12 protein-coding genes and 2 pseudogenes are annotated in these 12,287 nt (G+C 67.0%); 4 read left to right on the forward strand and 10 right to left on the reverse strand.

From position 1 onward, the window contains the following. Positions 1-87 precede the first annotated feature (87 nt). The 5 genes from FCI23_RS38070 to FCI23_RS38080 all read right to left on the reverse strand — a co-directional run bounded on the left by FCI23_RS38070 (position 88) and on the right by FCI23_RS38080 (position 4,002). A complete protein-coding gene (locus tag FCI23_RS38070; RefSeq protein ID WP_136728746.1) occupies positions 88-552 on the reverse strand; it encodes a hypothetical protein in 465 nt (154 codons plus the stop codon). Then, positions 549-1,061: a hypothetical protein gene (locus FCI23_RS58575; protein WP_211265638.1), complete on the reverse strand. Its 513-nt coding sequence runs from the start codon at positions 1,059-1,061 to the stop codon at positions 549-551. Before FCI23_RS58575 ends, FCI23_RS38070 begins: the two co-directional genes overlap by 4 nt. Before the next feature lie 84 nt (positions 1,062-1,145). Next, positions 1,146-2,447 carry a hypothetical protein gene (locus FCI23_RS58580; RefSeq protein ID WP_211265639.1) on the reverse strand — a complete coding sequence of 434 codons (1,302 nt, stop codon included), beginning with the start codon at positions 2,445-2,447 and terminating at the stop codon, positions 1,146-1,148. Beyond that, on the reverse strand, positions 2,444-2,761 hold the full coding sequence (locus tag FCI23_RS58585) for a hypothetical protein (protein ID WP_211265640.1): 318 nt from the start codon (positions 2,759-2,761) through the stop codon (positions 2,444-2,446). The genes FCI23_RS58580 and FCI23_RS58585 overlap by 4 nt, the downstream gene beginning before the upstream one ends. Further along, positions 2,758-4,002 carry a hypothetical protein gene (locus FCI23_RS38080; RefSeq protein ID WP_211265641.1) on the reverse strand — a complete coding sequence of 415 codons (1,245 nt, stop codon included), beginning with the start codon at positions 4,000-4,002 and terminating at the stop codon, positions 2,758-2,760. Before FCI23_RS38080 ends, FCI23_RS58585 begins: the two co-directional genes overlap by 4 nt. A 297-nt stretch (positions 4,003-4,299) precedes the next feature. Between FCI23_RS38080 and FCI23_RS38085 the strand changes: the two genes are divergently transcribed. Further along, complete coding sequence (locus FCI23_RS38085; RefSeq protein WP_136728747.1) at positions 4,300-4,986, forward strand: hypothetical protein; 687 nt, start codon at positions 4,300-4,302, stop codon at positions 4,984-4,986. A 61-nt stretch (positions 4,987-5,047) separates the two neighbouring features. Here the strand turns inward: FCI23_RS38085 and FCI23_RS62585 are convergent, their stop codons facing one another. The 4 genes and pseudogenes from FCI23_RS62585 to FCI23_RS38100 form a co-directional block, all read right to left on the reverse strand. Beyond that, positions 5,048-5,311, reverse strand: coding sequence for a DddA-like double-stranded DNA deaminase toxin (locus tag FCI23_RS62585; protein WP_265737798.1), 264 nt, complete (start codon positions 5,309-5,311; stop codon positions 5,048-5,050). A 93-nt stretch (positions 5,312-5,404) separates the two neighbouring features. Further along, positions 5,405-5,563: pseudogene (locus FCI23_RS62590) on the reverse strand (hypothetical protein); the annotation flags it as partial. Positions 5,564-5,575: 12 nt separating this feature from the next. Continuing rightward, a complete protein-coding gene (locus FCI23_RS62595) occupies positions 5,576-8,422 on the reverse strand; it encodes an RHS repeat-associated core domain-containing protein (RefSeq protein ID WP_136728748.1) in 2,847 nt (948 codons plus the stop codon). Between the two features lie 205 nt (positions 8,423-8,627). Then, positions 8,628-8,873 (reverse strand): annotated as a pseudogene (locus FCI23_RS38100) (inorganic phosphate transporter); the annotation flags it as partial. Positions 8,874-9,094: 221 nt separating this feature from the next. Between FCI23_RS38100 and FCI23_RS38105 the strand changes: the two are divergent. Further along, positions 9,095-9,490 (forward strand): hypothetical protein, encoded by a 396-nt coding sequence (locus tag FCI23_RS38105; RefSeq protein ID WP_211265642.1) that lies wholly within the window; start codon positions 9,095-9,097, stop codon positions 9,488-9,490. A gap of 627 nt (positions 9,491-10,117) precedes the next feature. Then, the gene (locus FCI23_RS38110) at positions 10,118-10,672 is read left to right on the forward strand and encodes a hypothetical protein (RefSeq protein ID WP_246144473.1); all 555 of its coding nucleotides are present in this window, start codon (positions 10,118-10,120) and stop codon (positions 10,670-10,672) included. On the opposite strand, the gene FCI23_RS38115 is transcribed toward FCI23_RS38110, so the two are convergent. Further along, on the reverse strand, positions 10,669-11,310 hold the full coding sequence (locus FCI23_RS38115) for a hypothetical protein (RefSeq protein WP_136728751.1): 642 nt from the start codon (positions 11,308-11,310) through the stop codon (positions 10,669-10,671). The two genes, FCI23_RS38110 and FCI23_RS38115, sit on opposite strands and share 4 nt — an antisense overlap. Before the next feature lie 594 nt (positions 11,311-11,904). On the opposite strand from FCI23_RS38115, the gene FCI23_RS38120 reads away from it, so the two are divergent. Then, positions 11,905-12,287 (forward strand): transposase family protein (locus FCI23_RS38120; RefSeq protein ID WP_211265643.1); only part of this gene is annotated, 383 nt, incomplete at its 3' end.

A 12,287-nucleotide genomic window follows, 5' to 3' on the forward strand; every position in this document is an offset into this window, starting at 1 on the left:
CGATGGGAAGGTATGTCCTCCGCGTGCCCTCCGGGGGCTGATCCACAGACATCCGAGCATTGCTCAAGTAGCGGCCTGCCCGCGCTGTCAGCTGCATGATCCGATGGTGGTGATGCCGCGGGCGGTTGGGAGACGGGTGACGCGGCTGGCCGCGTCGGCGGTGCCCCGCAGGCGGATGATCTCGTCGTGCTGGGCTGCGAGCCGGGCGAGGGCCTGGGTGCGGAAGTCGGTGAGCTCATCGATGGTGCCCACGGAGCGGGCCAGTCGTTCCTTCAACGCCGTGACCTCGGCTTTCAGGCGTGCGATCTGAGCCTCTCGTGGGTCGGTGACCTCTCCGGCCTGCTGCAGGGCTTGGAGGCGGCGTTCGAACTCTTCGCGCAGGTGGGAGTAGGGACGGGTGCCGTAGAAGGCGGTGCGGTCCACGCCGGCCTCGATGGCAAGGGTCTTGATGTCGCATCGGCCGCCGGGCGGAATCTCGCCGCGCAGAAGCCGGTCCATGACGGTCCGGATGCGATTCTCGTTCTCAGCTCGCTGAGCTGCGGTGATCCTCATGCTGATTCCTCGTCAGGCACTGGGCTGCTGCTGGCGGCGTCGATCTCTAACAGGACCCGCTGGGCCCGTTCGTACTCGCTCTGCAGGCGGCCCTTCTCGGTCTTGCGGGTCGCGCCGAGACCGCCAAGGAAGACTTTGGCCTGGTCGGCGTGCTCGGCCCAGACGGGCCGGTGGCAGGGGTGGTGGGTGGCTTGCGGGCAGCGGGCGGAGTCGCACATCCCGACCAGCGGACGGTCGGCGTTGGGGGTGCCGGCGAGTTTCAAGCACAGGGCCCGGGAGGGATCGGTGAACCAGCAGTAGTTCGCGGCGCCCAGGTGCAGGGTCCTGGCGCGCTTGGTCAGCAGGTTGAGCACGTCCCGGTCACTGGCCTGGATCCGTGGTGCCCCAGCCGCCTGGGCGGTGTCCGAGACGAGCTTGCCGTCGACGTGGGCGAAGAACTCGCTCAGATCGCGAGCTCCGGGTCCGGCGGGCATGATGCCGTCCTGGTAGTTTCGGAACTCCTCCAGCACCAGCGTCAGGTTGCGTTCCTGTTCATGGCCGCTGACCTCGGCGAGGAGCTCGGCCTGGGCCCCGCCAGGGCGAGATGCGTAGCCCTAGGTCGTGGCCGTACTGACATGGCGTAGGTAGATCTTGGTCGCGAGCAGGCCGCCGGGCCGGTAGGCCATTTCGATGGCCAGCCGTCGTCGCAGCATCCTCATGTTCAGCCGGTCCTCGGGGATCGGGGCAAGTCCCAGCCGCTGCCCCTCGGGCCCGTTCACCCACTCGCGGAACCACTGGTAGCGGGAGTTGAAGTGGAAGCGGCCGAACAGCGGCGCCCCGGGGACGGGGTCGTCGTGGAGTTGCTCGGCGAGTGCTGCGGCCCGGTAGGCGGTTTCGATGACGACCCATTCATCGCGGACGCCGCCCAGCGGCTGGCCTTTGACGAGCTTGCTGGCCAGCCGGTAGCGGACCAGCCCTGGGCCGTACTCTTCGGGCGGGAGCCGACAGCCGACCTGCAGTTCCATCAGTTCACTCGACCGCATCCCTGTGACCGCCGCCAGGGTGATCAGGGTCGCGGTGTGGACGATGCCGACCAGGGCGGTTGCCTGTTTCCGGTGCAGCGGCAGTGTCCAGGGAATGTTGCCCTCGCCGTCGGCCCGCGCGATGGGGACAGCGGAGCGGCCGAAGGGCCGCTCCGCCCCGACGGCCTTCAGCGTCGCCTCGGCCGGGCCGCGCAGGTGCGGCAGCCATGGCGAGTAGAACTGCCGAAACCCGGCCTGCCGGCTCAGGACGCCGAGCGCGATCGGAGTCAGCGGATCCTTCGCAGACCAGCCGGCGTCGATCCGGTCCTGGATATGGCGGTCCTCCAGCAACGGCAGTGGCTCGCCTGCCTGCTCGTAGTCGGCCAGCACCCGCGTGATCTCGGCGAGCGGGACCCTGGTGGTCGGCGTGAGCCCGTCCGCCCGGACCGACCAGCCCTGATCCGCCGTGCGGACCTGCTCGGCGAGTTCGGCCGCGTGCGGGCCGACGATGTCGACCATGTGCAGTGCTGCGGCCAGCAGCGGCTGCAGCACCGAATCGGGGGCCGGCGGTGTCTTGTTCTGCCTGACCTTGGTGTCCTCCGCGATCGCGGACGGGGTGGCGCCACCCCAGGGCCGCAGGCCGGCCGGGACGCGGTCGGCGGTGAACAGGTCCCGGTAGTTGAGCAGGTCGGTGACGATGAGCGCGGCGAGGCGCCGGGTGCCCGTGCCCCGTTCGCCCACGACGGCGCCGTCCTTGTCGCGCGGGTAGCGGCGATGGGCCAGGTAGGCGTCGCAGTCCTGGTCGGTCAGGTCTTCCAGGCTGGTCACGCCGTGTGCGGTGAGCCAGGCCGTGAACCGGATGAGCTCGGCGAGCCGGCCGTGGCAGGTACTCACATGGTGCGGGGCCCGGTAGGCCCGCGAGAGTGAGGCCACGCCTCGTGCTGCGGAGCGAGCAGGGCCATGACCAGTTCCTTGGCGACCAGCCTCCACCGCGGGTCGCCGATGTGGGTGAAGTGGAAGCGCCGGTGCTGGAGTGCCAACTGGACGGGGAGGCCGACGACCTCGGCGAGGTCCCACAAGTCGTCCTCGAACAGGGGGCGCCGTACTCCTTCGGGGAGGGTGAGTCCGGCCTCGCGGCAGACATCGACGCCGGCGAACACCGAATCGCCGGACCTTGCCGAGGCGGTGAGCGTGCTGGGGACGGTCATAGTGTCGCCTCCTCGGGCCGCAGCGGCAGTTCCTCGTCGCGGTCCTCGACACCGGTGGCGGCGCTGGCCAGCACGGACGCCTCGAAGCGGTCCAGGACCTGGCCGATTCTCTGGGAGTAGGGGCCGAACACGGCCATGAACTGGGCGGCGGGCATCTGCTGCCACTGCCGGGAGAAGAACGCGTTCAACCGCAGCAGGTTGGCGGCGTGCCGGGGAGCGAACACCGCGAGCGGGCAGAGCAGACACACCCACGGCCGGGCCGGGCACGGTTTGCCCTTCGGGCCGTGCAGCCCGGACAGCTGGTCCGCGCAGGCCGCCGTGAACACATCTCGTTCTCCGCCGATGAGTTCGGCGATGACCGTGTCGTCCAGCTCCAGGGCGGCGACCAGCTGCGGGTAGTCCCGGGCCAGGGCGGCGGCGTCCTCGTCGGTGACCACGGTGGGAGGGTGGGCCCGGCGAAGCAGGTCGTGCTGGGCGTCCTCGACGATCGCCTCCACCGCCCGCTGCTGGGACGCGGTCGTCACGGTGAGGTAGTGATCGCCCTCGACCTGCGGGCTGTGGTTGGGATCGATGGTCGCGCGCCCCTGTCCGCTCCAGGCCCGCCGGTCGCGCATCGCCAGATGCGTGGTGCGGATCCGCCCTCGGTGGACCTTCAATGCGTTGCCGTCGTCCCCGGTCAGACCTCGCTGGAGCGTCCACGCCTTGACGGCGTTGCGGTTGATCGGTCCGCTGAACACACCCGAGGTACCCGGCCGGGTCAGCCCCAGCCACAACTGGCGTGCTGTCGACGGTTCGACGTGGCTTCGCAGCAGTGCCGAGTGGGACAGCCACTGCTCCAGCAGCCGCACGGCCTTCTTCGGCAGGTTCAGGCTCTCGGCCGCGGTGCGGCCCTTCACGTAGGACAGCAGGATCGTCGCGTCCCCGGCCCAGTCGATGTCCTCGACCAGCAGGTCGTCGATGCCGTCGGGCACGATCCCGGAGTAGACGCCGAACAGCAGCCGGTAGGCGATCACCGTGCTCAGGTGCGGGAACAGCCCGGCGCTCGCCGCGGGGACACCGCCGCGCTTTTGCACCGTGTTGAGCGAGCACCCCAGGTGCTTGGCGACGCCCGGCGTCCCGACCGGACCCAAGCGGGCCAGCAGCCACGCCAGGTTCTCGCCCGTCCACGCCTGGTCGGTCGGGACCGTGCCCCGGGCCGAAGCGGCCAGCACCTGGCGGTGGACGGCGTAGGACTCCTCCACGATCACACGGCAGCTGCGGCAGGCATTCAGACAGTTCCAATACCCGACGTCACCATTACATGTCCGGCTCCGCCTCCAGCGCCAGGCAATCGAGCTCCTCAACCATGCGCTGGGTAACCTCGCCGAGGCCGGCGACGGCGACGATCCGCCGCCTTGTGCAGCACCCGTCCGCTGACGTTGCCGTCAACTACTGCCGTCAAGACCGACGGGAGCCCCACTTACGGGGCTCCCGTGTTGCTGTGGCACTTTGCAGATCACCCCACGTCAACGTCTCGCTTGTAGCGCATAATGGCTCACATGAGCTATCTCACCCCCACGGACAATCCGGGCCTGCTGCGATTTCTACGGAGCTGGTACGGTGCCCCGGCAGCGCCCAATGTAAGACTGGGAGAATCACCTGAAGTACCCAGGGAACTTGTTGAGTGGCATGAAATCTCCACCCAGTGGGGCGGGTTGATCACGTCGCACAACTACGCCATCCCGCTGCCAGAACTTGCGGTAGAAGACGGAAAGATTCCGTTCTGGGTCGAGAATCAAGGAACTTGGGTTTGGGCATTCGACCCGAGCAACGAAGATCACTTCGTATACGAGCGAGAGCCCTCTGACGAGCCCAACCCGTGGAAGCGCACTGGCGAGCGGATTTCAGAATTTTTGATTCACGCTACAGTCCTAGAGGCAATCCTGGGCGCTCCTGCAAGCAAAGTCACGCAAGGAGTACAAGTAGATTGGCTCTGGTCTCAGGAAGGGATTCGCGAGTTCCCCTTCCCTACATGGAACTGGCCGGCCCGCGATTCACGTATCCTCTTCGGTGAGAGCTGGCTGGCTCTCATCCATCCGAGCGACGATCCCGAGGCCGGTCATGACGTCACCCTGGCAGCGGTTGCACCACAGGACCTCGAATGGGCGGAAAATACCATAGGAATCAAGTGGCGCTCTTACTCCGGCGTTCAGGACCACACAACTAACGAGCCACTCCCCTGGTAGGTAGTCAGGATGTGAATCGGCGGCCGATCCACCCGGATCGGCCGCCGATTACGTCCCTGAATCAGTCAGGGAGTCCCACGAATTTCTCGGTCCTACCTGGCGAGATGACCCACAACTGGGCACCCTCGGGCAGCATGTCAGGCAAGGTACTTGCACATGTTCCACACGCCCCAGTCGGGTAGTCGATGTAGAGCACAGCTTTTCTGATTCCGGGATTCATACGCAAGAAAGCTGCTGCATGAGTCTCCACATGGTTGAAGTTTGCCTTCGTCCTGCCCGGAAGATTATCGAGGAGATCGGACTGCCCACCTGGACCACTGATCATCGGTAGCTGGTCGTTCCCGACGTCAAGAATTCCCACTGTGCGCCGAGGATAGTCCTTCTCCAAATCCTTCAGGGCCGGGCCGCAATTTGCATTGTGAACCAGGACTGGCGTCCGCCCCGCCAGCACATAGTACGTGTGGAGTTGGTGAACGGTGAGGTTGTAGCGGTTGGCGGCTCCGGAGATGACGCGGATGGACAGGACGGTGGCATGTCCGTCCTTGTTGCTGTTCAGCGTGTGACCGGGCTTGAGCTTTCCGGCCTGAACTCAACTGTGAGTGGTGTTGTCCCAGAAGGGGTGGTTGGACGTTGTGTGGAGAGTGGCAGGTTTGCCGTCCGCGCCGCGGACTGTGAGGTCAAGGAGGTTGATATCGCGGTTGATCCACACGTGTTGGACAACGCGGCCGCCCTTCTCTATTCCTGTGGCGGCATCCGCTGACTCGATCTCATCGCCGACTTTGATCTTACCTATGGCTTTGGATTTTCCGTTTGCCATGAGGACTGGAGTCTGCGGAGCGAAGCTGCATTTGTAGCCGCCCGGCATCTCGCCGTCTGCGACGAGATCTCTTGCTCCGCCGATGGCAATCCAGGTTGCTTCGCTGCCGTTTTCACTCGAGAGTTTATAGTCGTCGGAATTTGGGTCTGCTCCAAGGCTTGCAGCCCAGTTATTTGTCGTATTCGGGTCGTAGGAACACGAGCCTGAGTCCACCCAGCAGGCCGGGTTTGCTATGTCGCTGACTCTGCCCAGAGTATTGACAATTCCGACGATTTTCCCGAGGAGGATGCTCCGCCCTATGTGGTGGTCTTGGTGGTGGGTGCCGTTGCCGTCATCGCCGCCGAGGTCGCCGCCGCCTTCGCTGCCGTCGGAATTGCGGTTGGCACCCGGGGTGCCGCTGGGGCCGTGGGGCTGGCCGTCGGCGCTGCAGAAGGGCGGGCAGTCGCTGGCGGGGGGGCTGCTGCTGGCGCAGGCGCTGTCGCCGTTCTGGCCGCATTCGGAGTGCAGGCCAGTGGGGTCGCTGCTGGTGATGGGGTTGTCGGCGGCGTAGGTGTATCCGCCGAGTTGCTGTGGGCTTGTGGTTTCAAGGAGGGGGTCGGCGCTGATGAAGCGGCCGAGGGTGGGGTCGTATTTGCGGGCGCCGACGTCGGTGTAGCCGGTGGCGGTGTCCTGGGGTTTGCCGAGGTAGGAGTGGGTGGGGTCGGGCCAGGTGGTGGTGTTGGGGCTGGTTCGGGGTTGTCCGTAGGGGGTGTACTGCTGGCGGGCGACCTGCTGGGTGGTGGTGTCCATGGCCAGGGTCGCGGTGCCGTGGGGGTCGTTGAAGAGGTACTTCCGTCCGCCGCCGGTGAGGCTGGAGTAGACGGCGACGGGTGCGCCGGCGCCGCCGTGGGAGTAGGTGCGGACGCCGCCGAGGAGGACGTTGGGGGTGACGCTGGTGTTGACGATGATCTCGGTGTCGCCGGCGAAGAGGGTGGTCCGGCCGGGGTCGCGGCGGATGAGCTGGTTGCCGTCGGCGTCGTAGAGGTACTTGGTGGCCGTCGGGCTGGTGCCGGTGGTGTCGGCTTCGGCCAGGTGGCCTTCGTCGTCCCAGGTGAGGCTCTGGCCTGCGCCGGTGGTGGGGGTGCGGGTGAGGAGGTTGCCGGCGGTGTCGTAGACGAACGTGGTGGGGTTGGTGCCGCCGGTGGTGGCGGTGAGGGTGTGGGGCTGGGCGCCGGTGGCGTTGCAGTTGGTGGTGCAGCCGTTGGTGTAGCCGGTGGTGACGGTGGTGCCGGAGCTGCCGATGGCGTGGTCGATGCTCTGTTCGCGGTCGCCGATCGCGTCATAGCTGAAGCTCTGCCAGTAGGAGCCCGCCGTGGTGGTGAGGGTGCTGGAGGTGGGCGGGTTGGCTGCGCAGTTGTCGTTGGCGGTCCAGGCCGCGCTCAGCCGGTCCAGGGTGTCGTAGCTGTAGCACTGCTGGTCGGTGACGGTGTTGCCGGTCTCTGACTGCTGGTCGGTCGTGGAGGTGGGGTTGCCGGAGGCGTCGTAGGAGTACTTGGTGTCGTCGACGGTGGGACCGGGGGCCTGGGTGCGGGCGATGACGCGTTCGGTCGGCCGGAGGGTCTGGTCGTCGTAGTGATAGGTGGCCGTGACGGGGTTGGTGGAGTCACCCACGGTGATCAGCGACGGTGCGCCGTAGTTGGTGTAGACGGTCCCGGCGACAACGCCCATGCCGCCACCGGTGGTTTTCGTCGGGTTCCCGAGCCTGTCGTGCTCGTAGAGGATGGTCTCGCTCGCCAGGCCCGTGGTGCGCGGGTCGCTCTGGGTCTGCAGGAGCTGGTCGTTGATGCTGTAGCCGTAGGTGGTGGTCCACGTGGCGGGCAGCGGGGCTTCTGCCGCGGGCAGGGTGATCTTTGTGCCGTTCGGCTTGCCGAGGGTGTTGTATCCGGTGGTCGCGGTGGTGTAGCCGCCGGTGGTGCCCTGGACGTAGCGGGTGGAGGAGGTCGGCTTGCCGATCTGCAGGGTGTCGTAGAGCCAGGAGGCGAACTCGAAGCCGGACTTGGACTTGTCGGTGCCAGTGAGTCTGCGGCCGAGCAGGTCGTAGGTGTAGTCGAGTTCGATGTTGCGGGCGTCGGTGGTCGACACCAGGTTCCCGGCGTCGTCGTAGCCGTACTTGCTGGTGCCCGCGTCCGGGTCGGTCTGGGTCGTCTTGCGGCCGAGCAGGTCGTACTCGGTCTTCCATACCGTCTGGTCGGGGCCGGTGACCTGGGCCTGCTGGCCGGCCGGTGTGTAGCTGTAGGTGGTCGGCGAGGTGGTGCCGCTGGTGGCGGTGAACCCGGCCGCCGCGGTGCCGGTGAGGGTGGGGGCGGCCGTGTACTGGTCGAGTTCGGTGCTCTGGCCGCGCGCGTTGACGACGGTGGCGGCGGCCACGCCGCCCTTGGGCGGAAGGACGGTGGTCTTGTCACCGGTGTAGGCGGTGGTCGTGGCCCAGGTCTTGGTGCCGTCGTGCTCCTCGGTCACCAGGTCGGCACGGCCGAGCCCGTCATGGTCGGAGACGGTGGTGTCCGGGATGGAGACCAGGGAGACGGAGATCAGCGCGCTGCCCGGGTTCCCGGCGACGTTGTAGGCGTTGTTGGTGACCACCGGCCAGCCGTGCTCCCACCCGGGCTCGCGCCGAGGCCGGCCCGGTAGCTACGGGTGCGGATCCGGACCAGAGCAGGTGCCAACAGCGGCAGGGGCGCGGCCGGTTGTCACTCGGCGGGTACGCACAGGCCCGCCGCTGATTGCCCGGCCGCTGACCGCCGCGGTTGCGTCACTCTATGGTCCGGGGCTGGGCCGGGCGTCAGGGCTACCTGGACGTTGCGTTTCCAGGTCGCCGGGTCTCAGCGCAGAGATAGGCCACTGCGGCAACGGCGGCTGCGAACGGCGGGGCGATCAGCCAGGCGATGGCAAAGTCACGCACCGTCTTCTTCTTGATGCGCGACAGATCGGTTCCCGCGGTTCCGGAGATCGCGCCGATGGACACGTGTGTGGTGGACATGGGCAATCCCTGCAAGGCGCCCAGGCCGACCAGCGCGGCTGTGGTGAGGTTGGCCGTGAAGCCTTTCCACGTGCGTCATCTCGATGACGTCCTTGGCCAGGCGCGCGGCGACTTTTTTGGCCCACGATCAGGCTGCCGGCCGCCATCACCACGGTGACGGCGACCAGCAGTCGGGCCGGTGTCATGCCTGAGACGAGCGCGAATGACCCGATCGCCACGATCTTCGGGGCGTCGTTCATGCCCCGAGCGAAGCTGGTCAGGCCACTGGTGAACCAGTGGGCGACGCCGATAACCCCGGGCCTTCGCGCAGGCTCGGGACCGACCTGGGAACCGAAACCTGCCTGCTGCTCCTCGCCGGAGGCGCCACCACCGCCCTGCTTGCCGTGATCCCCGGCCCCGTACCACTCCTGATCGCCGCCGCAATCCCGGCCGGAACGGTGCGAGGCAACATCACCCTCCTGCAGGCCACCGCCGTCCCCGACCGCTGGGGCGCTACCTCCTACGGCCACCTCTCCGGCCTTCTCGCCGCCCCAGCCACCGTCGCCGCAGCCTTCGCTCGCTGGGCCGGAGCCGCCCTCGCCGCACCACTCGGCGGCTACCCCCAGCTCATCGCTCTGCTCGCTGGGCTGTCCACGGTCGCGGCTCTCCTTGCCCTCGGCGCCGCGCCTTGACGCTTGTTGCGGGACTGGGTGGTGAGCGAGTCGAAGGCCGTGGCGGCCCTGCGTGCGCCCGCGCGGCTGGACGCTGGCGTGCGCGGGATCGGCGGGCCTCGATGACCGAGGCGTGGTGGGAATTCGCATGGCACGTCCGAGGAATACCCTGTGTAGTCAATGCGGCAATCTGGTAACGCGAACGGGAAAGTATTCGAACAAGCGCATCATTCTGCGCTTTAGCCGGTACGATCGGATCGCCCAGTGGACGGTGAGGGGAAGCTGTGGTTGCTAAAGGTCACAGCGGTCGTGTGTGCTCACCGGCATGCCATTTTGGCAGGTCGGAGCCGACGTGAGCACCGACCTGGCTGAGGATCCGCCAATCAAGGCATGCGTGTCCTTTGGTCAAGCAACCGAGTTGAGGGCGTGCGAGAAGCCGAAGCCCATCTCGGGTGGCCGGATATCGGGCGCATTGGGCAGACCTTGATATGCGAGATGTTTCATGGAAAGTACCACCGGGTCGGCACCTGAGTGGTGGACCCTGTCAGGGGTCCGGCTTTCCCGATAGGGCAGGGTGAGAGCATGGCAGTCACAGCGCGAGAACCGAGGGATGCTATGTCGGCGGCTGTGGCGCCCTTGAGTGCCCTGATGTCGGTCGATGCCTGCATGGATGCAGTCAAGATCTTCGGGGTACGCGCTGTGCTTGCCTACCGGCCGGACCTTAGCGAGCGCGAGCGGCGATCCGAAGCGTGTACAGGCATCCTGAACCGCTCCGACGTGATCAACCTACTGATGGGGCTGCCCGTCGGCCAAGCCGTTCCGGTTGCCGCCTTGAGCGACGCCGAACGGCGTGCCCTGAAGCACGTCCCCCGCGGCGTGGTGCTTCGTGAGGGTGCCACAGTGACCCGTGCGGCGGTTCAGCCGTTGCGCGTCGACCTTGCTGTTGTACCTGGCAGGGGCTGGCAGTCGGCCATGGAGCAGGCTGAGCGATTCACGCCGTTCTGCGCACGCGCCGCACTGGTCGACGGTCCGCTCAGGCGCAGGGATGATGCAATCATGCAGGCAGATTTCTACGGTATTGGGTTGCTGGCAGTCCAGGGCGACGAGGTGGAGATGCTTGTCCCGCCACGCCCCTTCGTACGCAAGCGGTACACGGCCGCGGGCTGGCGATTCGTCGAGGATGTCCACCGTCAGGTGTCCTAGAACTTGTCCTCAGGCGGCATGGCCTCCCCGGCAGTTGGCTCCGAGACCGTCGGAGACTGCTCGGGCGAGGCGATCGGCAAGGTGGCCCACGCCTTGAGCGGCGGGGGCGGGGTGAAGCCCGCCCGTGACGACACTCCGATACGTTGGTTTTCCAGTGCATAGCGCTCGACGGAAGCGGCGCACTTGTCCCGCCACCAGCGCTGGCGATCAGCGCCCGGGCGGTACGTGGCCATCTCGCTGGCCCACTCTCGCCACGTGAGGATGTTGTGGTCCTCGGACTCCAACCGCGTGGCTCCGTCGGGGCTGTCGAAGCGGTCTAGCCCCCGGCCGTCACAGATGTCGCAAGCGCAGGTTGCCGGCTCGCAGTTGCCGTACCGGTTGGCCAGCTTGACGGCTCCGGTGAAACACATCAGCTTGGGCACCAGGACGTTCGGGTACTGCGGTCCGGGGTTGGTCACCTTGGGCCGCTCACCCACGGGGACGGTGTGCCGCACGGAACTGTCCGCTCCAATGCCGGTGAACAATGCCCCGTGGGCCATGGCGTCCAGCGCTGCGAGATCGGTGCGGAGGAGGGCCATGTGCTCGACTTCGGACATCAGCTGGCGCAAGTTGGCGGGGGCCTCCTTGGAGACTTCCATGGGATCGAATTGCCGGGTGAGGATCAAGGCCTTGGGCTGGCTGATCCGCGAGCAGACCGCGATGAGCTGCTCGGCATATTCGGTCTTGAGCCAGGCGACATCGACGGGCAGCGCAACGATGACGTCGTCTCGCTTGATCCGCTCGGCTGCATGCCAAACAGCCTTGAGCGCCTTCGAGTCCGCTGGAGGGATATAGCCGGTCGGAGTAAGGGCAGCGTCCGCCCCTCTGGCCGTCTGAAAGGCCAGAGCAGTCCCCAGGTCCCCGAAGAGATCATCCTGAGGCAGCAGGAACGGTTCCTCGACGGTTGCCGTGTGTGTCGTGTAAGCGGGTCTTCGAATTTAGGCGGGCAACGTGGCGGATCGCTGGCCCGGTTGTGACGTTGAGCGACGGTCTTGGGGTTCCGGCGCCCTGGACGCAGTGAGCCCGCAGGCGTCCGTGATCATGGTTGTTCTCTACGCAACTGATCATGAACACCCACGGGCTCGGACATCAACGATACAGAGATCATCACGGCGGCTTCCGACCTGTTGGGAGTGGAGGGGGTGGGGGTAGTGCGGACGGAGTCCGACGGGGCCGGAGGCACCGTGGTGCACGTGGTCACCACGGACGAAGCGGCGCGGGCCTGCCCCGACTGCGGAGTCTTCTCCTCCTTCCGCAAGGGCCGAGTCACCACCCGCCCCCGACATCTGTCCTGCGGCGGCTGGCCGGTGGCGATCCGTTGGCACAAGTCGCGCTGGCGATGCGGCGAACCGCGCTGCGAGCGGGGCTCGTTCACCGAGCAGACCACGCAGATACCGGCCCGGATGCGGATCACCGAACCTCTGCGGCGTGAGGCCGGGGCGGTGGTGTGCGACGGCGGCCGCACGGTGGTACAGGCCGGCCGGGACCTCGGCCTGTCCTGGCCCGTCGTGCACCGCTCGTTCACCGCCTACGCCGAGGCGGTCCTGGACGATGCCCCCGCGGTGACCGAGGCGAT

Origin of the sequence: Actinacidiphila oryziradicis (genome assembly GCF_005047355.1) — a bacterium.
Taxonomy (GTDB): domain Bacteria; phylum Actinomycetota; class Actinomycetes; order Streptomycetales; family Streptomycetaceae; genus Actinacidiphila; species Actinacidiphila oryziradicis.

What these genes read in the sequence shown, in the direction of transcription:
- FCI23_RS38085 (WP_136728747.1), top strand. Translation starts at nt 4,300, where the DNA reads ATGAGCTATCTCACCCCCACGGACAATCCGGGCCTGCTGCGATTTCTA.
- FCI23_RS38110 (WP_246144473.1), top strand. Translation starts at nt 10,118, where the DNA reads ATGTCGGTCGATGCCTGCATGGATGCAGTCAAGATCTTCGGGGTACGC.
- FCI23_RS38070 (WP_136728746.1), bottom strand. Translation starts at nt 552, where the DNA reads ATGAGGATCACCGCAGCTCAGCGAGCTGAGAACGAGAATCGCATCCGG.
- FCI23_RS58585 (WP_211265640.1), bottom strand. Translation starts at nt 2,761, where the DNA reads ATGACCGTCCCCAGCACGCTCACCGCCTCGGCAAGGTCCGGCGATTCG.
- FCI23_RS38115 (WP_136728751.1), bottom strand. Translation starts at nt 11,310, where the DNA reads ATGGAAGTCTCCAAGGAGGCCCCCGCCAACTTGCGCCAGCTGATGTCC.
- FCI23_RS62585 (WP_265737798.1), bottom strand. Translation starts at nt 5,311, where the DNA reads ATGATCAGTGGTCCAGGTGGGCAGTCCGATCTCCTCGATAATCTTCCG.